This is a genomic window from Streptomyces sp. NPDC093795 (genome assembly GCF_044764665.1).
Classification (GTDB): Bacteria; Actinomycetota; Actinomycetes; order Streptomycetales; family Streptomycetaceae; genus Streptomyces.
In genome coordinates this window covers 88,388-111,483 of record NZ_JBIWIO010000010.1, presented here as the reverse complement: position 1 = coordinate 111,483, position 23,096 = coordinate 88,388, and the positions used below count along the sequence as shown (strand labels likewise).

At 70.9% G+C, this 23,096-nt stretch carries 20 protein-coding genes; 10 read left to right on the top strand and 10 right to left on the bottom strand.

Annotated elements, in window-relative coordinates; genetic code table 11:
- Window positions 1–22: 22 nt before the first annotated feature.
- Together ACIRB7_RS25650 and ACIRB7_RS25645 are read left to right on the top strand one after the other, a co-directional pair.
- Window positions 23–631 carry a helix-turn-helix domain-containing protein gene (locus ACIRB7_RS25650; RefSeq protein ID WP_403603263.1) on the top strand — a complete coding sequence of 203 codons (609 nt, stop codon included), beginning with the start codon at window positions 23–25 and terminating at the stop codon, window positions 629–631.
- Window positions 632–729: 98 nt separating this feature from the next.
- Complete coding sequence (locus ACIRB7_RS25645; protein ID WP_403602932.1) at window positions 730–1,470, top strand: tyrosine-protein phosphatase; 741 nt, start codon at window positions 730–732, stop codon at window positions 1,468–1,470.
- A 36-nt stretch (window positions 1,471–1,506) separates the two neighbouring features.
- Here the strand turns inward: ACIRB7_RS25645 and ACIRB7_RS25640 are convergent, their stop codons facing one another.
- Both ACIRB7_RS25640 and ACIRB7_RS25635 read right to left on the bottom strand, forming a co-directional pair.
- Window positions 1,507–2,661 carry a helix-turn-helix domain-containing protein gene (locus tag ACIRB7_RS25640; protein ID WP_403602930.1) on the bottom strand — a complete coding sequence of 385 codons (1,155 nt, stop codon included), beginning with the start codon at window positions 2,659–2,661 and terminating at the stop codon, window positions 1,507–1,509.
- A gap of 200 nt (window positions 2,662–2,861) precedes the next feature.
- Entirely contained in the window at window positions 2,862–3,887 is a 1,026-nt protein-coding gene (locus ACIRB7_RS25635) for an ATP-dependent 6-phosphofructokinase (protein WP_403602928.1), read from the bottom strand.
- Between the two features lie 356 nt (window positions 3,888–4,243).
- On the opposite strand from ACIRB7_RS25635, the gene pta reads away from it, so the two are divergent.
- From pta to pyk, 3 genes are all read left to right on the top strand, one after another.
- Window positions 4,244–6,382, top strand: coding sequence for a phosphate acetyltransferase (gene pta / locus ACIRB7_RS25630; RefSeq protein ID WP_403602926.1), 2,139 nt, complete (start codon window positions 4,244–4,246; stop codon window positions 6,380–6,382).
- The gene (locus ACIRB7_RS25625; protein WP_403602924.1) at window positions 6,379–7,602 is read left to right on the top strand and encodes an acetate kinase; all 1,224 of its coding nucleotides are present in this window, start codon (window positions 6,379–6,381) and stop codon (window positions 7,600–7,602) included. The genes pta and ACIRB7_RS25625 overlap by 4 nt, the downstream gene beginning before the upstream one ends.
- Before the next feature lie 82 nt (window positions 7,603–7,684).
- Window positions 7,685–9,115 (top strand): pyruvate kinase, encoded by a 1,431-nt coding sequence (gene pyk / locus ACIRB7_RS25620; RefSeq protein ID WP_403602922.1) that lies wholly within the window; start codon window positions 7,685–7,687, stop codon window positions 9,113–9,115.
- A gap of 71 nt (window positions 9,116–9,186) precedes the next feature.
- Here pyk and ACIRB7_RS25615 read toward each other — a convergent pair whose 3' ends face one another.
- From ACIRB7_RS25615 to ACIRB7_RS25600, 4 genes are all read right to left on the bottom strand, one after another.
- Entirely contained in the window at window positions 9,187–10,479 is a 1,293-nt protein-coding gene (locus ACIRB7_RS25615) for a hypothetical protein (RefSeq protein ID WP_403602920.1), read from the bottom strand.
- Complete coding sequence (locus ACIRB7_RS25610) at window positions 10,469–11,017, bottom strand: DUF6114 domain-containing protein (RefSeq protein WP_403602918.1); 549 nt, start codon at window positions 11,015–11,017, stop codon at window positions 10,469–10,471. The genes ACIRB7_RS25615 and ACIRB7_RS25610 overlap by 11 nt, the downstream gene beginning before the upstream one ends.
- A 108-nt stretch (window positions 11,018–11,125) precedes the next feature.
- Entirely contained in the window at window positions 11,126–11,806 is a 681-nt protein-coding gene (locus tag ACIRB7_RS25605) for a DUF6230 family protein (protein ID WP_403602916.1), read from the bottom strand.
- Between the two features lie 576 nt (window positions 11,807–12,382).
- Complete coding sequence (locus tag ACIRB7_RS25600) at window positions 12,383–13,351, bottom strand: tetratricopeptide repeat protein (RefSeq protein ID WP_403602914.1); 969 nt, start codon at window positions 13,349–13,351, stop codon at window positions 12,383–12,385.
- A gap of 285 nt (window positions 13,352–13,636) precedes the next feature.
- On the opposite strand from ACIRB7_RS25600, the gene ACIRB7_RS25595 reads away from it, so the two are divergent.
- The 4 genes from ACIRB7_RS25595 (at window position 13,637) to ACIRB7_RS25580 (ending at window position 17,210) form a co-directional block, all read left to right on the top strand.
- On the top strand, window positions 13,637–14,281 hold the full coding sequence (locus ACIRB7_RS25595; protein ID WP_403602912.1) for a TetR/AcrR family transcriptional regulator: 645 nt from the start codon (window positions 13,637–13,639) through the stop codon (window positions 14,279–14,281).
- Between the two features lie 938 nt (window positions 14,282–15,219).
- Window positions 15,220–16,509 carry a low temperature requirement protein A gene (locus tag ACIRB7_RS25590; RefSeq protein WP_403602910.1) on the top strand — a complete coding sequence of 430 codons (1,290 nt, stop codon included), beginning with the start codon at window positions 15,220–15,222 and terminating at the stop codon, window positions 16,507–16,509.
- 68 nt (window positions 16,510–16,577) lie between these two features.
- Window positions 16,578–16,847 carry a DUF6233 domain-containing protein gene (locus ACIRB7_RS25585; protein ID WP_403602908.1) on the top strand — a complete coding sequence of 90 codons (270 nt, stop codon included), beginning with the start codon at window positions 16,578–16,580 and terminating at the stop codon, window positions 16,845–16,847.
- A gap of 123 nt (window positions 16,848–16,970) precedes the next feature.
- On the top strand, window positions 16,971–17,210 hold the full coding sequence (locus ACIRB7_RS25580; RefSeq protein WP_403602906.1) for a hypothetical protein: 240 nt from the start codon (window positions 16,971–16,973) through the stop codon (window positions 17,208–17,210).
- Here ACIRB7_RS25580 and ACIRB7_RS25575 read toward each other — a convergent pair.
- From ACIRB7_RS25575 to ACIRB7_RS25565, 3 genes are all read right to left on the bottom strand, one after another.
- Window positions 17,207–18,907, bottom strand: coding sequence for a methylmalonyl-CoA mutase (locus ACIRB7_RS25575; RefSeq protein WP_403602904.1), 1,701 nt, complete (start codon window positions 18,905–18,907; stop codon window positions 17,207–17,209). The genes ACIRB7_RS25580 and ACIRB7_RS25575 overlap by 4 nt on opposite strands.
- A gap of 71 nt (window positions 18,908–18,978) precedes the next feature.
- Window positions 18,979–19,311 carry a DUF3817 domain-containing protein gene (locus ACIRB7_RS25570; protein WP_351215225.1) on the bottom strand — a complete coding sequence of 111 codons (333 nt, stop codon included), beginning with the start codon at window positions 19,309–19,311 and terminating at the stop codon, window positions 18,979–18,981.
- A gap of 65 nt (window positions 19,312–19,376) precedes the next feature.
- Entirely contained in the window at window positions 19,377–19,886 is a 510-nt protein-coding gene (locus ACIRB7_RS25565) for a MarR family transcriptional regulator (RefSeq protein WP_250761806.1), read from the bottom strand.
- 182 nt (window positions 19,887–20,068) lie between these two features.
- Here ACIRB7_RS25565 and ACIRB7_RS25560 point away from each other — a divergent pair, with 182 nt between their 5' ends.
- Window positions 20,069–21,088 carry a glycoside hydrolase family 6 protein gene (locus tag ACIRB7_RS25560; protein ID WP_403602901.1) on the top strand — a complete coding sequence of 340 codons (1,020 nt, stop codon included), beginning with the start codon at window positions 20,069–20,071 and terminating at the stop codon, window positions 21,086–21,088.
- Window positions 21,089–21,134: 46 nt separating this feature from the next.
- On the opposite strand, the gene ACIRB7_RS25555 is transcribed toward ACIRB7_RS25560, so the two are convergent.
- Entirely contained in the window at window positions 21,135–23,096 is a 1,962-nt protein-coding gene (locus ACIRB7_RS25555; RefSeq protein WP_403602899.1) for a galactose oxidase-like domain-containing protein, read from the bottom strand.

Below are 23,096 nucleotides of genomic sequence, written 5' to 3'. Positions count from 1 at the left end.
CCGGCTGCGCGAAGCCCTCGGCATGGACCCCGGTCATGTCGCCTACGGCCTGCGCGCCCAGTACGGCCTCTTCGTCAATCCCGACACCGTCGTCGCGTGGGAACGCGGCCGGGCCGCCCCCGACGAACAGGAGCTCACCGCCCTCGCCGGCGTCCTGTGGTGCTCCCCCTCCGAGCTGATCGCCGCCGCCACGACCCTGCGCGAGCACCGGCTCACGCGCGGCCTCGCCGCCGAGGAGCTCGCCCGGCTGGTGGGCGTCACCGCCCACGCGTACCAGCGGATGGAGGACGAGGGCCGCTGGCGCGGCAACGAACGCCAGACGGCCACGCTCGCGGAGGTCCTCGGTCTCGGCCCGCGCGCCCTGATCACCGCGACCGGCGGCGACGAACGCCTCGCCGAGCTGCTGCGCGACGCCGCCACCACCCGCTGGCAGGCGTACGTGAAACCGGCGGTGAAGATGCTGCCGCTGCCCAAGCGGACCCTGGAGTTCGCCCTGCAGCGGCTGCACGCGGAGTACCACGCCCGGATGGTGGCGACGAGCAGCTGGGGCGCGTCGGGCGCGACCGGCGACGAGGGGCGTGCGTATCTGGACGGGATAACCGGCCACTTCTGGGCGGCCGTCGGTCAGTGACCCGGGCGGGCCGCCGCGCATCGGCGCCGCCGACCGGGGCCGTGAACCGGAGCCTTGAATCAGACCGGAGCCGTAGATCCGAGCCGTAGATTGGCTCCGTGAGACGACACGTACCCTTCGAACGACTCCACAACTTCCGCGACCTGGGCGGCTATCGGACCGCCGACGGCGGGACCGTGCGGTGGGAGACCCTCTACCGCTCCGACTCCCTCGCCAAGCTCGCGGACGCCGACCCCGCCGACCTCGAACGCTTCCGCGCGCTGCGCGTGGCCACGGTGATCGACCTGCGCTACCCGTGGGAGATCGCCGCCAAGGGCCGCCTCCCGGAGACCGAGGGCGTCTCCTGGCACAACCTCTCCATCGAGCACCGCCCGTACGACCAGGCGGAGATCGACCCGGACCTCGACCCGTGGCGCTACCTCGCCGACCGGTTCGCCGAGGTCGCCGAGGACGGCGCGGTGGAACTCCGTACGGCCCTGGAACTCATCGCCGCGTCCGACGGACCGCTCGTCTTCCACTGCGCCTCCGGCAAGGACCGTACGGGACTGCTCGCCGCCCTCGTCCTCGCCCTCGTCGGCGTCCCGGACGAGGAGATCCACGCCGACTTCGCGCTCACCGAGCTGGCCACCGAACGGCTGGTCGCCGACTGGCGGGCGACGCACCCGGGCCGCGAACTGCGCTGGCCCGGCTACGGCCGTGCGCCCGCCGACGTCATCCGCCTGTTCCTCGCGGACCTGCGCGCCCGGTACGGCTCGGTCGACGCGTACGTCACCGACCACATCGGCCTCGACCCGGCGGTGGTGCCGGCGCTGAGGGCCCGGCTGGTGGAGCGGCCTTAGGGCCGGGCCGCGGACATCGGCAGCACCAGGGCACCCTCAGGGGCGGCGCTCGAAGGAGAAGAGCTGGCCCGCCGCGTCCGGCGCGCAGGGCGCCTGGGCCAGCCGCGCCCAGGCGGCCGTGCGGTCACCGACGACCGTGACGCAGCTGCCGGGCGTCGCGGAGCCGACCGGGACGATCCGGTGGCCCCGGACGGGAGTGCCGTACGGCTCCAGGGCGAAGGCCTCGACCCGGCTCGGGTCCCCGCACTCGGAGTCCTCGTACGCGGCGTCGGGTATCCGGCCGCCGGAGGGTATGCCGGAGCAGCCGGGTCCGAAGTCGGGGTGGTGCGAAACGATCCTCCACCGGCCGGCGGCCACCGCGGCGAGGGAGTAGAGCGGGAAGCCCGCCTCGGCGCACGGCACCTGATGGACCTGTCCGGTACGGGTGCCCCGCCGCTCCCCGAGACAGAACTCCGTGCCGGTCACCCGGATCCGTACGTCCCCTGCGGCGGGAGCTGGGGCGGTCGGCGCGGTGGGGGTACGGGGAGGCTGCTGCCCGGCGTGCCCGGTGCCGCCGTCCCGGAGGACGGCGACGACGCTGACGCCGGCGAGGACGAGCCCGGCGACCGCGACCGTCGCGACGAGGGCCCGCCGTATCCGGGACGACGTACCGGGCCGCCCGTCCGGGGAAGGGGAAGGGGAGGGGGAGCCGGGCCAGGCGGGCGGCGGGGCGGAGTCCTCCGAGGGACCGGCGGACGCGTCGGGAGGGCCGACCACCCCCGCATTCGCCGCGTCCGCGTCCGTGTCCGCGCCCCCGTCCCCGTTCGCGTCCATGCCCGCGCCCCCGTCCCCGCTCGCGTCCGTGTCCGTCGCCGGATCCGCTGTCAGGTCCGTCGCAGGACCCTCCTCCACCGGTTCGTACGTCCCCCGGCGCGCGAGCTCCCTCCGTACCGTCCGCCAGTCCTCCAGCGCGGCCGGCGCGACCCCGCAGGCACGGACGAAGGCGAGGAGCAGCTCCTCGCGGGGCAGGGTGGGGCGGGCCAGCATGTTCGCCACGGTGGACCGGGGCAGGACGTCCCCGCGCACCTCCGCCCGGGCCGCGAGCTCGCGGTAGGTCAGGCCCGACCAGTCCTTGAGTGCCTGGAGGCGCGCGAGGAACTCGGCGGGGGTCCCCGCCCCCCGCGGGTCGGGGCTGTGCTCCCCCGGTGTCATGCGCGGCTCTCCCTTCCGCCGGACAGGGTTGGGACATGTCCGGGACAGGCCCCAAGCCTTGTTGATCTCGCGCTCCGGCTCAAGAGTGGAACTCGGCATTTCCGGGAGGGATGCCGGGCACAGCGGAGTGGCCCCGACCGTCCACGGGGGTACGGTCGGGGCCACTCGTGCGCGTCAGGGGCCGGGCGGCCGGCCTGCCGCTAGAAGACCGACTCCGCCTCGCGGATGCGGTCCGCCGGGACCGTCTTCAGGCGGGTCACGGCCTCGGCCAGCGGCACCATCTCGACGCCCGTGCCGCGCAGCGCCGTCATCCGGCCGAAGTCGCCGCGGTGCGCGGCCTCGACCGCGTGCCAGCCGAAGCGGGTGGCGAGCACCCTGTCGTACGCGGTCGGCGTGCCGCCGCGCTGGACGTGGCCGAGGATGACCGGGCGGGCCTCCTTGCCGAGGCGACGCTCCAGCTCGACGGCGAGCTGGTTGCCGATGCCCTGGAAGCGCTCGTGGCCGAACTGGTCGATCTCGCCCTTCTGGTACTCCATCGAGCCCTCGGCCGGATGGGCGCCCTCGGCGACGCAGATGACGGCGAACTTCTTGCCGCGGGCGAAGCGCTCCTCGACCATCTTGACGAGGTCGTCGACCTGGAAGGGCCGCTCGGGCAGGCAGATGCCGTGCGCACCGCCGGCCATGCCGGACTCCAGGGCGATCCAGCCGGCGTGGCGGCCCATCACCTCGACGACCATCACCCGCTGGTGGGACTCGGCGGTGGTCTTGAGGCGGTCCATGGCCTCGGTGGCGACGCCCACGGCGGTGTCGAAGCCGAAGGTGCGGTCCGTGGAGGAGATGTCGTTGTCGATCGTCTTCGGGACGCCGACGACGGGCATGCCGGCGTCGGAGAGCATCCGGGCGGCGGTCAGGGTGCCTTCGCCGCCGATCGGGATGAGGACGTCGATGCCGTACTCGCGGGCGAGGTCGGGCGCGGACTCGGCGGCCTCGGCCAGCCGGTTCCGCTCCAGGCGGGCGGAGCCGAGGATGGTGCCGCCGCGGGCGAGGATGCCGCTGACGGCGTTCAGGTCGAGGGGGCGGTAGTGGCCGTCGAGGAGGCCCTTGAACCCGTCCTCGAAGCCGATGACCTCGTCGCCGTGACCGGTGAGCGCCCGGTGCACGACCGACCGGATCACTGCGTTCAGGCCGGGGCAGTCGCCGCCTGCGGTGAGGACTCCGATGCGCATCGTGCTCTGTCTCCTGCTCGGTCGCGGTCCGGGTGAGCCACCGCAATTCTCACACGCCGGACCTGACGGGCGCGCTCGCCGCCGCTCCGCGCGCCCCGTCGGCCGGGCCCCCGGAGGCCTTTCGTCCCGGGTTTCCGGGCCCTTCGTCCGGCGGGCGACGTAACCATCGGCGGGGGTATTGTCAAGGGGGTAATGCCGCCCTATCGGGCCATTCTGAGGGCACTGGATTGACAGACGCTGGATTGGCAGGCGCCCGATCCGGCAGGCCCTGGATTGACAGGCAGTGGACGACAGGCACTGGACCGGCGGTGGCGGCAGCACCCCGAGTTCCGCAGGACTGGACAGGAGACCACGGCGTGACGCGCAGCGTGTACGTGACCGGGATCGACCGCGGAGACGGCCGCCAGGTCGTCGAGCTGGGAGTCATGGAGCTCCTCACCCGCCAGGTGGACCGGGTGGGGGTGTTCCGGCCCCTGGTGCACGACGGTCCCGACCGGCTCTTCGACCTGTTGCGCGCCCGCTACCGGCTCTCGCAGGACGCCTCGACGGTATACGGCATGGACTACCACGAGGCCGCCGCGCTCCAGGCCGAGCGGGGCACCGACGAGCTGGTCTCGCGGCTCGTCGACCGTTTCCACGCCGTCGCCCGCGACTACGAGGTCGTCCTCGTCCTCGGCACCGACTTCGCCGCCACCCAGCTCCCCGACGAGCTGGCGCTCAACGCCCGGCTCGCCAACGAGTTCGGCGCCTCCGTCATACCGGTCGTCGGCGGCAAGGGCCAGTCGGCGGAGTCCGTACGCGCCGAGGCGCGCAACGCCTTCCGGGCGTACGACGGGCTCGGCTGCGACGTCCTCGCGATGGTCGTCAACCGGGTCGCGGGCGAGGACCGTGAGGCCATCGCCGAGCGGCTCACCGCCCGGCTTCCCGTGCCCTGTTACGTCCTGCCGGACGAGCCGGCCCTTGCCGCGCCCACCGTCTCCCAGATCACCCACGCGCTCGGCGCCTCCGTGGTCCTCGGCGACGAGGCGGGTCTCGCGCGGGACGCCCTCGACTTCGTCTTCGGCGGCGCCATGCTGCCGAACTTCCTACACGCGCTGACCCCCGGCTGTCTGGTCGTCACCCCCGGGGACCGGGCCGACCTGGTCGTCGGCGCGCTCGCCGCGCACTCGGCCGGCACCCCGCCGATCGCCGGCGTACTGCTCACCCTCGACGAGCGGCCCGGCGAGGAGGTCCTGACCCTGGCGGCCCGCCTGGCGCCGGGCACCCCGGTCATCTCCGTACCGGGCAACAGCTTCCCGACCGCCGCCGAACTCTTCGCCCTCGAAGGCAAGCTGAACGCCGCCACCCCCCGCAAGGCGGAGACGGCCCTCGGCCTGTTCGAGCGGCACGTGGACACGGCCGACCTCCTCAAGCGGGTCTCGGTCGCCCGCAGCGGCCGGGTCACCCCGATGATGTTCGAGCACGAGCTCATCGAGCAGGCGCGCGCCGACCGGCGCCGAGTGGTGCTCCCCGAGGGCACCGAGGAGCGGGTGCTGCGCGCAGCCGACGTACTGCTGCGCCGTGACGTCTGCGACCTGACGCTGCTCGGCGACATCGAGACCATCCGCAAGAAGGCCGCCGACCTGGGCATCCCGCTCGCCGACACGCAGGTCATCGACCCTCAGACCTCGGAGCTGCGGGACTCCTTCGCGGAGAAGTACGCGGCGCTGCGCGCCCACAAGGGCGTCACCGTCGAGCTCGCGTACGACGTCGTCTCGGACGTCAACTACTTCGGCACCCTGATGGTGCAGGAGGGCCTGGCCGACGGCATGGTCTCCGGTTCGGTGCACTCCACGGCCGCGACGATCCGCCCGGCCTTCGAGATCATCAAGACGAAGCCGGACGCCTCGATCGTCTCCTCGGTCTTCTTCATGTGCCTGGCCGACAAGGTCCTCGTGTACGGCGACTGCGCGGTCAACCCGGACCCGAACGCCGAGCAGCTCGCGGACATCGCCGCCCAGTCGGCGGCCACCGCGGCCCGCTTCGGCGTCGATCCGCGGATCGCGATGCTGTCGTACTCCACCGGCACCTCGGGCTCCGGCGCGGACGTCGACAAGGTGCGGGAGGCGACCAAGCTGGTCCGCGAGGCGCACCCGGAGCTGCGGATCGAGGGCCCGATCCAGTACGACGCGGCCGTGGAGCCCTCGGTGGCGGCGACGAAGCTGCCGGAGTCGGAGGTGGCGGGGCAGGCGACCGTCCTGATCTTCCCGGACCTCAACACCGGCAACAACACCTACAAGGCCGTGCAGCGTTCGGCCGGCGCCGTGGCCGTCGGCCCGGTGCTCCAGGGCCTGCGCAAGCCGGTGAACGACCTCTCGCGCGGCGCGCTCGTCAGCGACATCGTGAACACGGTCGCCATCACGGCGATCCAGTCCCAGGTCCCCCCGATCCCCCAGACCTCCCAGGTCCCCCAGGTCCCCCAGGTCCCCACCCAGGGTCAGGAGCCCACCGCATGACCGCCTCTCGTGTACTCGTCCTCAACTCCGGCTCCTCGTCGGTGAAGTACCAGCTGCTCGACATGCGCGACGACAGTCGTCTCGCCCAGGGGCTGGTGGAGCGCATCGGCGAGGAGACCTCGCGGCTCGTGCACACCCCGCTCCAGGGCGGCGGAGGGAAGCGCGAGAAGAGCGGTCCGATCGCCGACCACGCGGCCGCGCTGAAGGCGGTCGCCGAGGAGCTCGCGGCGGACGGTCTCGGCCTGGACTCCCCCGAACTCGCGGCGATCGGCCACCGGGTGGTGCACGGCGGGCTGCGGTTCACCGAGCCGACGGTGATCGACGACGAGGTGCTCGCGGAGATCGAGCGGCTCGTGCCGGTGGCGCCGCTGCACAACCCGGCGAACCTCACCGGCATCCGTACGGCGATGGCGCTGCGCCCCGACCTGCCGCAGGTCGCGGTCTTCGACACGGCCTTCCACACGACGATGCCGGAGTCGGCCGCGCGGTACGCGATCGACGTGGAGACGGCGGACGCGTACCGGATCCGGCGGTACGGCTTCCACGGCACCTCGCACGCGTACGTCTCACGGGAGACGGCGCGGCTGCTCGGCAAGGAGCCGGAGGAGGTGAACGTGATCGTGCTGCACCTGGGGAACGGCGCCTCCGCGTCGGCGGTGCGGGGCGGCCGGTGCGTGGACACCTCGATGGGCCTCACCCCTCTTGAGGGCCTGGTCATGGGCACCCGGTCGGGCGACATCGACCCGGCGGTCACCTTCCACCTGAAGCGGGTGGCGGGCATGGACGAGGACGAGATCGACGTCCTGCTCAACAAGAAGTCCGGCCTGGTCGGGCTCTGCGGCGACAACGACATGCGGGAGATCCGGCGCCGGATCGACGAGGGCGACGAGCGGGCGGCGCTCGCCTTCGAGATCTACGTCCACCGGCTGAAGAAGTACATCGGCGCGTACTACGCGGTGCTCGGCCGGGTGGACGCGGTGGCGTTCACGGCGGGGGTCGGCGAGAACGCGGCCCCGGTGCGGGAGGCTGCGATCGCGGGCCTGGAGGAGCTGGGGCTCGCGGTGGACGCGGGCCTCAACTCCGTGCGGTCCGACGAGGCGCGGCTGATCTCGCCGGAGTACGCGCGGGTGGCGGTGGCCGTGGTACCGACGGACGAGGAGCTGGAGATCGCGCGCCAGAGTCACGCGCTCGTTCAGAGCACAGCGGGCTCGAACGAGTGAACGCCTGAGCGGCCCCGCGCCCATTTGTACTTTCCGCCAGACGGAATATTCCGCAGTGAAACAAACCGATAGGATCCGCCTCATGCGCCGTTCCAAAATCGTCTGCACGCTGGGCCCCGCCGTCGACTCGTATGAGCAGCTGAAGGCTCTCATCGAGGCCGGCATGAACGTGGCCCGATTCAACTTCAGCCACGGATCCCAGGCAGAGCACCAGGAGCGGTACGACCGCGTCCGGCAGGTCTCCGCGGACACCGGGCGCGCCGTCGGCGTCCTCGCCGACCTCCAGGGTCCCAAGATCCGCCTCGAGACCTTCGCCGAGGGCCCCGTCGAGCTGGTGCGCGGTGACGAGTTCACCATCACCACCGAGGACGTCCCCGGCGACAAGTCGATCTGCGGCACCACCTACAAGGGTCTGCCCGGCGACGTCTCCAAGGGCGACCAGGTCCTCATCAACGACGGCAACGTCGAACTGCGGGTCGTCGAGGTCGAGGGCCCCCGGGTCAAGACCATCGTCGTCGAGGGCGGTGTCATCTCCGACCACAAGGGCATCAACCTGCCCGGTGCGGCGGTCAACGTCCCCGCCCTGTCCGAGAAGGACGTCGACGACCTCCGCTTCGCCCTGCGGATGGGCTGCGACATGGTCGCGCTCTCCTTCGTCCGCGACGCGAACGACGTCAAGGACGTCCACAAGGTGATGGACGAGGAGGGCCGCCGGGTCCCCGTCATCGCCAAGGTCGAGAAGCCGCAGGCCGTCGAGAACATGGAGGCCGTCGTCGCGGCCTTCGACGCGGTCATGGTGGCCCGTGGCGACCTGGCCGTCGAGTACCCGCTCGAGCGGGTCCCGATGGTGCAGAAGCGTCTCGTCGAGATGTGCCGCCGCAACGCCAAGCCGGTCATCGTCGCCACCCAGATGATGGAGTCGATGATCACCAACTCGCGCCCGACGCGCGCCGAGGCGAGCGACGTCGCCAACGCGATCCTGGACGGCGCGGACGCGGTCATGCTGTCGGCCGAGTCCTCGGTCGGCGCGTACCCGATCGAGACCGTGAAGACGATGTCGAAGATCGTCACCGCGGCCGAGGAGGAGCTGCTCTCCAAGGGCCTCCAGCCCCTGGTCCCGGGCAAGAAGCCGCGCACCCAGGGCGGCTCCGTCGCCCGCGCGGCCTGCGAGATCGCCGACTTCCTGGGCGGCAAGGCCCTGGTCGCCTTCACCCAGTCCGGCGACACGGCCCGCCGCCTCTCCCGCTACCGCACGCAGCAGCAGATCCTCGCCTTCACGACGGACGAGAACACCCGCAACCAGCTCACCCTGAGCTGGGGCGTCGAGTCCTACCTCGTCCCGTTCGTGGAGACCACGGACGCGATGGTCGACCTCGTGGACGCCGAGCTCCTGAAGCTCCAGCGCTACAACGAGGGCGACACCATGGTCATCACGGCCGGCTCGCCTCCCGGCGTCCCGGGCACGACGAACATGGTCCGCGTCCACCACCTCGGCGGCGGCGAGCACGCCTGACGGTGCCGCGCCTGACGCATGACGAAGCCCCCGTCCGGTGGACGGGGGCTTCGTCATGAGAGGTACGGGAATCAGTCGGGCTCGATCGTGTTCCTGAGCTCCGGGACCCTGAGGGTGCCGCCGAACTGGCCGGCCTGCTTCAGCTTCACCTTGGTGAACTCGGCGTAGGGGACGTCCAGCGGGGGCGGGGACGCCGGGCTGAAGGTGACCGGGATGAGGCCGAAGAGATTGCCCTTCAGCTCCTCCGTGTACATGGTCACCGTGCCGTCGCGGATGGTCGACTCGTCCTTCTTGCTGGAGCGGACGTGGGCCGTGTACCCGTCGGAGTGGACCGTCATCTGGTGCAGGTCGTGGATGTCCACCTTGGACGCGGTGAACTTCAGCACCTTCTTGATCTTGCCGCCGTAGGTCTTCACCTCCACGATGCCGTGGTACTTCAGGCCGTACAGCTTGAGCAGCGAGCTCTCCAGGCGCCACGGCTCGTCCGGGAGCAGCGGGAGGCCGGGCTCCAGTTCGGCCGCCGCGAGCGCCTCGGGGTCGGGCTCGGGGCACGGGAAGCGGGGCTTGGCCCCGTCGGGTATGTCCTCGTCCTTCTTGGCGTCGAGGCCCTTCGCGCTCTCCGGCAGCTCCTTGACCGTGACGCCCGCCTTCTCGGCGGCCTTCTCGATCGCGGCCTTCGCCTTCTCGGCGGCCGGGTCTACGGTCGCCTTCGCCTTCGGAGCGGTGGTCGTCGGCTTCGGCGCGGGCGTGGTGGCCGGCGCGTCGCCGGGCGTCGCCGGCTCTGCCGGGGCCTGCGTCGTCGGGGCCGCGGTCGTGGGTGTGACCGTCGGCTTCGGATCCGGGCCGTCGAACAGGTCCCTGAGCGCGTCACCCGCGCCCAGCGGGTCCAACGGGTTCACCGACTTGGTCGGCGTGGGTGTCGCCGTCGGGGTCGCGGTCGGCGCGGCGGTGACCTTCGCCTGCTCCTGCGTCTGCTGGGTCGTCGCCTGCCCGGTCTCCGTCGCGGTCGGCGTCGGGGTGGGGGTGGCGGTCGCGGTGGCCGTGGCGGTCGGGGTGGCCGACGCGGTCACCGAAGGCGTCGTGGACGGGGTCGGCTTCGCCGTCTCGGCCGGCTTGGTCGTCTCCTCCGTCACCGGCTCGTCGGAGCGGGTGACGCAGGGGCCGGGCGCGAAGGGGATGTCTTTCTCGTCGGCGAGGGCGATCTTGGGCGTGAGGCCCATGCCCATGAACACCGCGGTCGGCATGGCGGCCAGCGCCATCGCCTTGCCCGCGGGGCCCTGGATCCTGTTCAGCAGCGACTTGCGCGGGGCCGCGTGCCGCGGGCCACCTTTCGCGAGCGCCGACTGAGTCTCGTCACCCCGCACTGTTCCTCCCGCCGTTGGCGTCGATCGTCGTTTCGGTCGCGTGGTGCTCCGCCTCGCGCTGCTCCGGGACGCCGGCGGCCAGTACGCCCTCGACCTCGGCGGAGGCCCTCCGCTCGCCGTCGTCCTCGGCGTCGATTGCCTCCTCGACCGGTGGCGCGGGCGCCCAGGCGATGGACATGCCGCCGCCGACGAGGGCGAACAGGTACCCGACGACCAGACCGCCGAAGTTCGACACCGGGATGGAGACCAGCCCCAGGATGATCGACGCCACACCGGCGAAGACGCGCACGATGGAGTGGAACCACATGGTCAGGCCGAGCGTGATCAGCAGGACGCCGATGATCAGCGCGCTGGATCCGGCGGTCGTCTTCATCGCGAGGGTGATGTTGCCGAGTCGCATGTCCCCGTAGGGGAGGTACGCGATCGGCAGGCCACCGATCATGGTGAACAGTCCCGCCCAGAAGGGCCGGGTCTGCCGCCAGACCTTGAACGGATTGTCCTGGGGGACTTCGCGGGAGGCGGTGGTCTCGGCGCTCATGGAAAACAGCTCCCTGGAAGCGGTGTTGCTGAAAGATGTGGAGAGAAGTGGGGCCGGGCCCCGGAGAGTGTGCGGGCCGCCGCGGCGGCCCGCACCTTCAGGACTTGGTCAGCCCTTGAAGCACTCCTTGTCGGTGCCCCGGTGCAGGGACAGGCTCAGGTCGGGAAGGCGGAAGGTGGCGGCCGTGGTGGCCCATGCCTTCTGCCTGACGTTGGTCAGCGTGACGTGTTCAGCACGCTGCGCGAAGCCCTGCTTGCTGTAGCTCTCCGGGTCGACGCCGGGCTGGGTGCCCTGTCCACCGGGCTTCTTGGGGAGGGAGCCAGCCGCGACACCGATGTCGATGTTGGTGAACTTGGCGTCGGCCTTGAGGTCGGAGACGTCGAGGTAGAGCTCCTCGGCGTAGACCTGCCTGTCCTCGTCACCGCCCTTGGCCTCGTCGCTGTTACCCGCCGTCAGACGGAGGGTGACGTTGCCGAGCCCGGGGACCGGCGTCACGACCGACTGGCACATGTTGGTGATCCGGGCGTTGTCGAAGCCGGACACTGCGACCGGGGCCCCGAAGGGCTTGCCGTCCAGCGTGTGACCCTTGGCGACGCTGCCGTACTGAACGAACTGCTCACCGACAAGGCTGTCGGTGGAGACCTTGAACTCCTGGCCGGAGATGGCGAAGGACGCGGCCAGCGCGCCCTGAGCCAGGCCGACACCGATCGCGGCCGTCGCGACCACACTCGGGACCATGACGACGGCGAACCGCTTCCATCTGGTTCCGCCACGAACCTGGGACTGCATGAGAATTCCTCCTTCTCGGACGTACATCTCCGGAAGGGGCGGGGGCCCGTCCCGGGATGGGAGAAGAGCTACGTCCTCGGGAAGGAGAGCGCCGAGGCATCAGGCGGCGCGATGCGCGTCCGAATCACCGGCGATCACCCCCGAGCGACAACCATGGGCCACGCCTTTGCACGCGGCCTGATTGGACAGGCCCCGTTCGGTGAGATCGGGAACCCCCCTGTCCACGACCGGTGCCGGAACACCGGTCCGCCCGGTGGGGACCTTCGCCGCGGTCCCGGTGGTTGCCGGGGTGGTGCGGTTCGGACCGAGCGTCGCCGATCGTGGTCCATTCCGCGCCGTGACACAAGGGGGCTCATTACTGACTGGTAACGGGCGAGTAACCGGGCCATGGCGGCATGGGACCGAACGGGCACAGAGGGTACGTTCGCGTGCGCGGGAATGTCGGGAGATCGCCGTATGAATACGGACAGAAGACCAGGACCGACTTACTGCAAGTAACAGCAGCCGTGATTACCAAGATTTGGTAAATCACGGCTGCCATTTGTCACTGCGTTGCCAATTCGGGGCGAGAAGACCTCAGAACAGCACGCGGGCCAGCGCCTGGCGCGCGGCCGTGACCCTCGGGTCGTCGACTCCGATCACCTCGAACAGTTCCAGGAGCCGCAGCCGCGCCGCGTCCCGGTCCTCGCCCGCCGTGCGGCGCACGGTCTCCACGAGGCGCCCGAAGGCGTCCTGCACGTGACCGCCCACCAGATCGAGGTCGGCGGCGGCGATCTGGGCGGTGACGTTCGCCGGGTTCTCCGCGGCGTTCTTACGGACGGCGGCCGGGTCCAGGTCCTGCACCCGGGCGAGCAGTTCGGCCTGGGCCAGGCCGAGCTTGGCCTCCGGGTGGGCCGGGTCGTCGGCGAGCACGTTCTTGTACGCCTGGACCGCGCCGGCCAGGTCGCCCGCGTCGAGCGCGGACAGGGCCGCTTCGAGGAGCGCGTCGTACGGGCCGGCGCGAAGCTCGGTCGCCGCAGCGCCCTCGGAGGCGCCCGCGTCGACGGCGATCCCGGTGAGACCGAAGCGCTCCTCGCCGATCTGGATCAGCTGGTCGAGGGTCTCGCGGATCTGGGCCTCGGGCACCGCACCCTGGAAGAGCGGCAGCGCCTGACCGGCGACCACCGCGAAAACGGCCGGAATTCCCTGGATGCCGAACTGCTGCATCAGCATCTGGTTGGCGTCGACGTCGATCTTCGCGAGGAGGAAGCGGCCGTTGTACTCGACGGCGAGCCGTTCGAGGAGCGGGCCGAGCTGCTTGCACGGCTCACACCACTCGGCCCAGAAGTCGAGGACGACCGGGACCTCGGCGGAGCGCTGGAGCACATCGCGCTCAAAGCCCGCCTCGTCGACATCGATCACCAGGGCGGACGGCGACACCGCCGCGGAGCCACCCTGTCGGGCGGCTTCGGCGCGCACCTGCTCCGCCTTCGCCTTGGCCTCTCCGGCCGCCTTCACCGCGGCGAGATCGACGACGCCGCTCATGGACATGTTTCGGGGCTGCATGCGTACATCCTCCCCCTTCCGCGCGCGTAACCGGTAAGCCATGGCTGAACCGTGCCGTCCGCACGTCTCCCGCCGGTGTGCGAGACGTGGGGCGACACGGTTCTTGTCATCGGTTCACACCGGGTCCCCACCCGGTGCAGTGGTTGTCGCTCAGGCCGCTCAATGCCTTTCGCTACAGGTCGTAGCGTAACTCGGGGCGGGGGCCCGACGGGAGCCCTCCGTCGTGAACTGCCTCACACGCCCCGCCCCTGGCGCCGTACGTACCGGCGGGTATGGTCGACGTCCATGTCGTCCATGCCGTCGGTGTGTAGCCGCACCCGCCCCCCGAGCGGCCGTACCGGGCGTCCCCGCTCCACCGAGGCCGACGCGGCCATCCTGGAGGCGACCCGCGAGGCCCTGGTCGAGCTGGGCTGGTCCAAGCTCACGATGGGAGACGTCGCCGGCCGCGCCGGGGTTGCGAAGACGACCCTCTATCGCCGCTGGGCCAACAAGAACGAGCTCGTGGTGGACGCCGTCGCCGTCCTCTTCGACGAACTCGAACTGCCCGACCTGGGTTCCCTCCAGGCCGACATCGAGAACGTCGTCCTCCAGTTCGCGGCCCTCCTCGAACGCCCCGAGACCAAGACGGCCCTGATGGCGGTCGTGGCCGAGTCGACCCGCGACGAGCCGCTGCGCCGGCGGATCCGCACCTCGATCGTCGACCGGCAGAAGCGGCTCGTCCTGGAGGGCCGGATACGGGCGCAGCGGCGCGGCGAGCTTCCGGCGGACCGCGACCCGGCCGCGGTGGACGCCACCGACGACCTGATCTTCGACGTGATCGCGGGCGCGGTCGTGCACCGTGCCCTGGTGAGCGCGGAGCCGGTGGACGAGCCGTGGGTGGCGCGTCTCTCCGCACTCCTCGTGGGCGGCCTGGGGGCGCTCGCCCACTGACGGTCCGCGTACGCGTCAGGGGCGGTACGGGGTACCCCGTACCGCCCCTGACGCATGAGACGTACTCCGAATCCGGCCATGATCCGCCGGACGGGCCCTAGCTGCTGTGCCAGAGCCATCGCCTTCTGCGCACTCATGCGCCGAGGGCAGCCGCCGAGCGGGTCCAGAACGATCTCGACGACCTCACCCCCGAAGACGCACCCAGATCGATCAGGCTGTCACCCTCGTCCGCCGCAGCCGCACCGTCCTGCTCGGCATGCCACGCGTCCGCCAGCCCCTGCCCGACGTCCGGCCCACGAGGAATCCGGCATGACCGGCGAGATGGCTGACGGCCGCCAAGCCGGGACCGACCGGCGTCGTCGCCGCGTCCAGGACGCCATCACAGCGGCGCTGCGTGACGGCACACCGCTGATCGCCTCGGCCATCACCCGAGCCGCCCGCGCAGCAACGTCGAGGTCAAGCGGCGCCTGGAAGAGATCCAGGAGGAACTCGACGCCGCGAGGTCCGCGAATCGTGATCTGACCCGAGCCCTCGACCAACGCGGGTGAGGAACACACGGTCGCGGGTTCACCAGCCAGCTCCTGCCCGTCGGATCCGCCAACGCGACGGGCAGGAGGTGGTGTTCCGAGGACCGACGGGCCCGGGTGCTGCCTCAGGCTGTGACGCTCGCGGCGGCCTTGCTCCGAGTCTGCGAGGGCCGCGAGATGCTGCTCGGCATTGAGGACGGCCTGGCAGCCGGAGCCTGCGGCCGTGCTGCTGGCAGACACCGACGGGCACGTCAGGGACGAGCGCAGAGGTATGTCCAGGAGAGACCGCTGCCCGTACAGCCACATGCCGCTGTGGCCGGGCGGGTACAGCGTTTCGCCGTTGTGGCCGGAGTGCTCTGCGTCGGCAGTGCGGCCGGGCCGACAGGGGCAGCGTCAGAAATACTGCTGCACATGAATGATTCCCCACCCACCGGCAGGCCCGGCAAGCTCGGTCTGTCGCGACGGCTGGTCCCCATGACCGGCCGTGACCCGGAAGAGCACGGCCGGACCGCCTCGCCGCTGGAGCTGTTGTTCGACCTGACCTTCGTGGTCGCCGTCGGTACGGCGGCGTTCCAGTTCGCCGAGATGGTCGCCGAGGGGCATGCCGGCCAGGCGGTCATCGCGTTCGTCCTGGCGATGTTCGCGATCAGCATCGCCTGGATCAGCTTCAGCTGGTTCGCCTCCGCGTTCGCCACCGACGACTGGCTCTACCGGGCCGTGACGATGCTGCAGATGATCGGCGTCGTCGTGTTCTCGCTCGGCCTGCCCGCGATGTTCCACTCCGTCGAGGAGGGCAACCACCTCGAACTGCGTGCCATGGTCATCGGCTACGTCGTGATGCGGATCGCGATGGTGCTCCAGTGGTGGCGTGCCGCCCGCCAGTCCCCGTCGTTCCACGACGTGGGGATGGCCAACATCCGCTGGACGGTGATCGTCCAGGCCGGTTGGATCGTCGTGGCCTTCGTGCACATGCCGATCGGCGTCGTCTTCGCCGCGTTCGCCGTCCTGGGCGCCCTCGAACTTGTCCTGCCGGTGCTGACGCAGGGCTCCGCGGGCGGCACCCCCTGGCACCCGCACCACGTCGCCGAACGGTACGGACTCTTCGCGATCATCGTCCTCGGCGAGGGCGTCGTCGGTACGGTCGCCTCTTCCGGAGACCTCCTGGGAGGCGGGGACGGCACACACTGGACCTGGAACGCCGTCGCCGTCGTCATCGCCGGTGTCGGTCTGACCTTCGGTATGTGGTGGATGTATTTCCTGACGCCGTTCGGCGACATCCTGGTGCACCGCCGCGGCCGCGGATACCTCTTCGGCTACGGTCACATCCCCCTGTTCATCGGCGTCGCCGGAGCCGGCGCCGGGCTGCACGTGGCAGGCCTGTACATGGAACACCACGCCAAGATCTCCGGCACCGCCGTCGTCCTCGCCCTCGCTCTCCCCGTCGGCCTCTACATGCTGATGGTCTACCTCCTGCACACCCTGCTGCTGTCCACGGCAGACCGCTTCCACATCCTTCTGGTCGCCCTCACCATCGCCGTACTGCTCGCGGCAGTCCTCCTGGCCGCCGCGGGCGTTGCCATCGCGGTGTGCCTGCTCGTGGTCATGCTCGCGCCCTTCGTCACCGTGATCGGCTACGAGACGGTCGGCCACCGTCACCAACAGCAGATGCTCGAGAAGCTCGGTACGCCTGCGGGTCTCTGATGTCCGAGCTGCCGCCCGACCTCCCCGTCTTCGCACCCTGGAGACGTGGCTCGTGATGTCCCTGGCCCGTGTCCGGGCCCGGACAGCCGAGGCCGAGCGGCGCGAGGAAGCGATGCGGACCGTACGCGCCGGGCCGGCAGAGCCCGGCTGGGTCCTCGCTCACCTCCGCGAAGGCGGCCGCCCCGTACCCCGCCGCCGCCCACATCGGCGACTGCCACCTCGCCGGGCGGCACACCCGGCCCCTCACCCGCGACGAAGCCCGCCACGCCCCGGCCGAAGGCGGCCTTCCGGCCTGCGAGATCTGCCGGCCCGACTCCGACCTCGGCATCCTCGTCTGACCGGCCGGGAGTCCGCGTTCGGCGGGGACGGCCCACGCGCCGCCGGGCACCCCCAGGGTTAGGTGGGAAGAGCCAGGGGTGGAGCGAGCGGCCCGCTCCTGGCCCTCCCCTTCAGGACAGGCCATGATCATCACCCGCAGGGCCGCGGCCGCAGCGGTCGTGGCAGCACTCACCTTCGGCGGTACGGCAGCGCTGACCGCCACCCAGGCCCTGAGCCACGCAGACGCACCCGGCGTCGTCCAGGCCGACCGGCAGAAGCCCCGACCGACACAGCCGCTGTCACCTCCCGGGCTGTGGCGCGCAGACGTCGACCGTCCCGATGAGGCGAACACTCCCGTCACCGGCCGCACAAACCGGTTCTAGAAGCCCGGCGGCTCCGTGTAGACGCCCCACTCGTCCCTGAGCGCGTCGCAGATCTCGCCGAGCGTGGCCTCGGCCCGTACGGCGTCCAGCATCGGGGCGATCATGTTCGAGCCGTCCTTGGCCGCCGCGAGCATGGCGTCGAGGGAGGCGCGGACCTTGGCGTCGTCGCGGCGGGCCCTGCGCTCGCCGAGGGCCTGGACCTGGTCCCGCTCGACCTCGTGGCTGACCCGCAGGATCTCCAGGTCGCCAGTGACGGAGCCGTGGGCGCAGTTGACGCCGACGACCCGCTTGTCGCCCTTCTCCAGGGACCGCTGGTACTGGAAGGCGGACTCGGCGATCTCGCCGGTGAACCAGCCGTCCTCGATGCCGCGGAGGATGCCGGAGGTGATCGGGCCGATGGGGTGCTGACCGTCCGGGTGGGCGCGGCGGCCGCGCTCCCTGATCTGGTCGAAGATCTTCTCGGCGTCGGCCTCGATGCGGTCGGTGAGCTGCTCGACGTACCAGGAGCCGCCCAGCGGGTCGGCGACGTTGGCGACGCCGGTCTCCTCCATCAGGACCTGCTGGGTGCGCAGGGCGATCTCGGCGGCCTGGGCGCTGGGGAGCGCGAGGGTCTCGTCGAGGGCGTTGGTGTGGAGGGAGTTGGTGCCGCCGAGGACGGCGGAGAGGGCCTCGACCGCGGTGCGGACGACGTTGTTGTAGGGCTGCTGGGCGGTGAGGGAGACGCCGGCGGTCTGGGTGTGGAAGCGGAGCCACTGCGCCTTGTCGGTCTTCGCGCCGTAGACCTCCTTCATCCAGCGGGCCCAGATGCGGCGGGCGGCGCGGAACTTGGCGATCTCCTCGAAGAAGTCGAGGTGGGCGTCGAAGAAGAAGGAGAGGCCGGGGGCGAAGACGTCGACGTCGAGGCCGCGGGAGAGGCCCAGCTCGACGTAGCCGAAGCCGTCCGCGAGGGTGTACGCGAGCTCCTGCGCGGCCGTCGCCCCGGCCTCGCGGATGTGGTAGCCGGAGACGGAGAGCGGCTTGTACGCGGGGATGCCCTGCGCGCAGTGCTCCATCAGGTCGCCGATGAGGCGCAGGTGGGGCTCGGGTTCGAAGAGCCACTCCTTCTGCGCGATGTACTCCTTGAAGATGTCGGTCTGGAGGGTGCCGTTGAGGACGGCGGGGTCGACGCCCTGGCGTTCGGCGGCGACCAGGTACATGCAGAAGACGGGCACGGCGGGGCCGGAGATCGTCATCGAGGTGGTGACGTCGCCGAGCGGGATGTCCTGGAAGAGGACCTCCATGTCGGCGGCGGAGTCGATGGCGACACCGCAGTGGCCGACCTCGCCGAGGGAGCGGGGGTCGTCGGAGTCGCGGCCCATGAGGGTGGGCATGTCGAAGGCGACGGAGAGGCCGCCGCCGCCGGCGGCCAGGATCATCTTGTACCGCTCGTTGGTCTGCTCGGCGTTGCCGAAGCCGGCGAACTGGCGGATGGTCCAGGTCCGGCCCCGGTAGCCGGTCGCGTGCAGACCCCGGGTGAAGGGGTACTCGCCGGGCCAGCCGATGCGCTCGAACCCCTCGTACGTGTCCCCCGGCCGGGGCCCGTAGACGGGCTCGACCGGGTCCCCGGAGAGCGTCGTGAAGTCGGCGTCGCGCTTGCGGGCCTTGTCGTAACGGGCCTGCCAGCGACGGCGGCCTTCCTCGATCGCGTCAGCGTCCATGCTTCAAATTTACTAGGACGTCCTAGTAAATGTCGATGGGAAAGCCCCGCACATCAGTGCGGGGCCCGGGGTTACGCCTTGGCCGGAGCCGGCTGCGCGCCGCTGACCAGCGGAAGCGTCTCGGCGGCGACCTTGCGCTCGACGAAGAACGCGGCGAACGGGATCGTGCCGCTCACCAGGATCCACAGGAGCTTGCCGAACGGCCAGCGGGCCTTGGAGCCCAGGTCGAAGGCGAAGACCAGGTAGATGATGTAGAGGACACCGTGGGCCTGGGAGACCGCGAAGGTCACGTCCTCGCCCATGTCGAACCCGTACTTGAAGACCATGCAGGTGCACAGCACGAGCAGCATGACGGCGGTCACGTACGCCATGACGCGGTAACGGGTCAACACACTGGATTTCATGCCGTCGAGCGTAACGGCACGTTCCGGGCGATCTTCGCGCGGGTCCGCCCAAGGGGCGCTCCCGGTCAGCTCTCGTCGAAATCCCGCGCGCTGACCCGGAGCGGGCGCAGCATCGCGAAGATCTCCCCGCACTCCTCCGCGTCGTACGCGCCGAGGCCGAAGTCCATCTCCATCAGGTCGCGGGTCGCGGCCTCGACGACCTCGCGGCCCTTCTCCGTGATGGTCGCGAGGGTGCCGCGGCCGTCGTTCGGGTTGGGGCGCTTGGCGACGAGACCGGACTTCACGAGGCGGTCCACCGTGTTCGTCACGGAGGTGGGGTGGACCATCAGCCGCTCGCCGATCTTCGACATCGGCAGCTCGCCCGCCTTCGAGAAGGTGAGCAGCACCAGGGCCTCGTACCGCGCGAAGGTCAGCCCGTACGGCTTGACGACGGCGTCGACCTCGGCGAGGAGGATCTGATGGGCGCGCATGATCGAGGTGATCGCGGCCATCGAGGGGACCGGGCCCCAGCGCTTCTGCCAGAGCTCGTCGGCTCGGGCGATGGGGTCGAAGGGGAGACTGAGCGGCTTCGGCACGCGTCGACCTTACCGACTGGTCATATGGCGGTCAGCCCTGTCTCGCCTTTCGGTCGCCCGGGCGGCCCCGGCCGGGATCGCGGTGTCGCAGACCGGCAGCGGTGGACCCCCGTGTCACGATGGCCCGGAATATTGCAGAACGTAACCTTCCGTCCCGTTCCGTACCCGACCCTGGGGGCCGGATGTCCCGCCGCACCGTCACCGCCGTCGCCCTGACCCTCGTCTCCGCGCTGCTCCTGGCCGGGTGCGGCGAGGACGAGCCCCGGAAGGGCCCCGTCGGCCCGCCGTCGACGCGCAGCGCGTCCGCGGCCGCCCCCGCGAGCGGCTCCCCGTTCTGGGTCGACCCGGAGAGCGACGCGGCCAAGCAGGTCCGTGAGTACGAGGCGCAGGGCAGGACCGAGGACGCCCGGGTCCTGAAGCGGATCGCGGACCGGCCGGTCGCGGACTGGCCGGCCGGCGACGATCCCGTACCGGAGATCACCCGGGCGGTCCGGGGAGCGGCGGCGGAGGACCGTACGGCGGTCTTCGTCGCGTACAACATCCCGCACCGCGACTGCGGGATGTACTCGGCGGGCGGCGCGCACGACGCGGCGGCCTACCGGACCTGGATCGACTCGTTCGCCACCGCGATCGGGGAGGCCTCCGCGATCGTCGTCCTGGAGCCGGACGCGGTGCCGCACGTCGTGGACGGCTGCACCCCGGCCCAGTACCACGACGAGCGGTACGAGCTGCTCGCCGGCGCGATCGAGCGGCTCAAGCGGCAGCCGCGCACCCGGGTCTATCTGGACGCGGGCAATCCGGCCTGGATCGACGACCCGGGCAAGCTGGTGGAGCCGCTGCGCCGGGCGGGTGTCGCCCGGGCGGACGGCTTCGCGCTCAACGTCTCGAACTTCCAGCGGAACGAGACCGTACGCGACTTCGGCGCCTCGCTCTCGGAGCTCCTCGGCGGCATCCACTTCACGGTGGACACGAGCCGCAACGGCGCAGGACCCCTCCCGGGTGACCGGGCGGAGGCCTGGTGCAATCCGCCGGGCCGGTCCCTCGGCGTACCGCCGACGGACCGGACCGGGGACGCGCTGGTCGACGCGTATCTGTGGATCAAGCGCCCCGGCGACTCGGACGGCCAGTGCCGGGGCGGCCCGGCGGCGGGGACCTGGTGGCCGGACTACGCCCTGGGCCTGGCGCGCAGGGCGAAGGTCTGACCGGGAAGCCGAGACCGCGCCGGGGCGCAGGCCTGACCCGCGTACGTCAGTCCACCTGGATCCACTTGGCCTCGGACGGGATGCCGTTCGCGTCGGTGACGAACAGCATGTACCAGCCGGGCGGTACGAGGGTCCGGTCCTTCGGTACGTCGAAGGTGACGGTCGTCCCGTTCTGCCCCTTCGTCAGTTTGAGTTCCACGGACCGCTGCTCGACGTCCGTGGTGTGGGTGACGGCGCTGGGTCGCATCAGCCGGGCCTTCGCGATCCGGCCGGCGTCCTTGGTCTTGAAGGTGGCGCGGCCGTTCTGGTCGAGTTCCCGCGGGCCCTCCCCGAGGACGGGCCGGTCGTCGCCCGCCTTGTGGAGGTAGGGCGGGGTGAAGACCTCGATGCGCTGCTCGAAGGTGCCGAGCCTGGTGTTGTCCTTGTCGTCGAAGAGCGGGTCGGAGCCGAAGGTGGCGACCCGGCCGTCGGGCAGCAGCAGCGCCTCGGAGTGGTAGTTGCGGCCGACGGTGGGCTCGGCGGCCTCGGCGAAGGCGTTGGCCTTCGGGTCGTAGAACTGCGCCTTGAGGATGTCGCTGCCGCTGCGGCCGCGGTAGTCCTCGGAGCCGCCGGTGGTGAAGACCGTGTCGTCGGGCAGCAGGACGCTGCTGAGGTAGCGGGTGCCCTGCGGGAGCGTCGGCCCGTCCGTGAAGACGGGGCTGTCCTTGGAGAGGTCGATGATGGAGGTGCGGGCGGTGGACTTGGACGACTCGCCGACCCCGCCGCCGCCGAGGACCATGACCTTCTGGTTCTGGACGGGGGGCAGCAGCAGGGAGGCGGAGGTCTCCAGCTGGTCGGGGTCGGTGAGTCCGGAGAGCTTGGTGAAGGAGTTCTTCTTCAGGTCCCACAGGCCCGGCTCGCGGCCCTTCTCGGCGGGGCCGTAACCGGCGTTGGAGCCGCTGTAGAGGAGCTTGCCGCCCTTGGTGAGGAAGAGGGACGGGTAGGTGGGGAAGTAGCGGAAGGGCCCCTTGGACCACTTCTTGGTGGCGGGGTCGTAGATCTCGTTGTCGCCGGGGACGACGTCGCCGACGTCGTTGAGGCCGGAGACGGCGAGGACCTTGCCGTCCTCGAGGGTGACGAGGGTGGGGTACCAGCGGGCGTCCTTCATGGGGGCGACCGGGATGTACTTCTCCGCCTTCGGGTCGAACTCGTAGGCGCTCTTGATGCCCTGGAAGTCCTGCTTCTCGGTGGTGAGCTTCTGCGCGAGGCCGTAGACGTCGTCGGCCGCGTCACCCTTGAGGCCGACGACCTCGTACTGCGCGGCCTCGGTGGTGAGGGCCTGCGGGCCCTCCTCGCGGGCCTCGACGAAGACCCGGGCCTCGGCGGCGGTGACCTTCGTCTGCCACGGCTTCATCTGGCCGCTCTTGAAGTACGAGATCTCGAATTCGCGCTTCGCCTTGGGGACGGTCACGTCGAACTTGGAGACGTACTCGACCCCCGACGGCGAGCGGAAGACGGTGCCCTTCTTCAGGGTGACCGCCTTGTCGGGGTTCTCGTTCTTGACCCGCATGCCGCCGCCGGCCTTCTTGACCTCGCCGTTGAGGATCTCGTACCGGGCGGTGCCGCCGGCGACGAGGAGCCGCCCGTCGGGGAGCTGGGTGTGGCCGGCGCAGAAGAAGTCCTCGGGGGTGGGGACCTTCTTGAAGGTGTTCTTCACCGGGTCCCAGAGGACGGTGTCGAAGGTGCCGGCGTCGAAGCTCTTCTGGCTGTTGCCGGAGCCTGCGATGAGCAGCACCTTGCCGGTGTGCAGCAGGGCCGCGTGGATGGCGTTGACGCTGTACGGGGCGGGGACGTTCACCGGCGCCCAGGAGCCGAAGGCCCGCTTGTAGCCGGGCTGGGCGATCTTGTACGCGTGGTACTTCTCCTCGGCGAAGGAGACGGCGGCGGGGGCGTTGAGCGCCGCGAGGACGACGACCGCGCCGCCGCCGAGCAGTGTCTTCTTGAACTTCTGGGACGGCCGGTAGGCCAT

Bases quoted from the DNA above. Each gene is read 5' to 3' on its own strand.
- ACIRB7_RS25590 (WP_403602910.1), top strand. From the start codon at position 15,220: ATGAATGATTCCCCACCCACCGGCAGGCCCGGCAAGCTCGGTCTGTCG.
- ACIRB7_RS25555 (WP_403602899.1), bottom strand. From the start codon at position 23,096: ATGGCCTACCGGCCGTCCCAGAAGTTCAAGAAGACACTGCTCGGCGGC.
- ACIRB7_RS25625 (WP_403602924.1), top strand. From the start codon at position 6,379: ATGACCGCCTCTCGTGTACTCGTCCTCAACTCCGGCTCCTCGTCGGTG.
- ACIRB7_RS25635 (WP_403602928.1), bottom strand. From the start codon at position 3,887: ATGCGCATCGGAGTCCTCACCGCAGGCGGCGACTGCCCCGGCCTGAAC.
- ACIRB7_RS25580 (WP_403602906.1), top strand. From the start codon at position 16,971: ATGATCATCACCCGCAGGGCCGCGGCCGCAGCGGTCGTGGCAGCACTC.
- ACIRB7_RS25560 (WP_403602901.1), top strand. From the start codon at position 20,069: ATGTCCCGCCGCACCGTCACCGCCGTCGCCCTGACCCTCGTCTCCGCG.
- ACIRB7_RS25600 (WP_403602914.1), bottom strand. From the start codon at position 13,351: ATGCAGCCCCGAAACATGTCCATGAGCGGCGTCGTCGATCTCGCCGCG.
- pyk (WP_403602922.1), top strand. From the start codon at position 7,685: ATGCGCCGTTCCAAAATCGTCTGCACGCTGGGCCCCGCCGTCGACTCG.
- ACIRB7_RS25640 (WP_403602930.1), bottom strand. From the start codon at position 2,661: ATGACACCGGGGGAGCACAGCCCCGACCCGCGGGGGGCGGGGACCCCC.
- ACIRB7_RS25610 (WP_403602918.1), bottom strand. From the start codon at position 11,017: ATGAGCGCCGAGACCACCGCCTCCCGCGAAGTCCCCCAGGACAATCCG.
- ACIRB7_RS25575 (WP_403602904.1), bottom strand. From the start codon at position 18,907: ATGGACGCTGACGCGATCGAGGAAGGCCGCCGTCGCTGGCAGGCCCGT.
- ACIRB7_RS25570 (WP_351215225.1), bottom strand. From the start codon at position 19,311: ATGAAATCCAGTGTGTTGACCCGTTACCGCGTCATGGCGTACGTGACC.
- ACIRB7_RS25605 (WP_403602916.1), bottom strand. From the start codon at position 11,806: ATGCAGTCCCAGGTTCGTGGCGGAACCAGATGGAAGCGGTTCGCCGTC.
- ACIRB7_RS25595 (WP_403602912.1), top strand. From the start codon at position 13,637: ATGTCGTCCATGCCGTCGGTGTGTAGCCGCACCCGCCCCCCGAGCGGC.
- ACIRB7_RS25650 (WP_403603263.1), top strand. From the start codon at position 23: ATGGACCCCGGTCATGTCGCCTACGGCCTGCGCGCCCAGTACGGCCTC.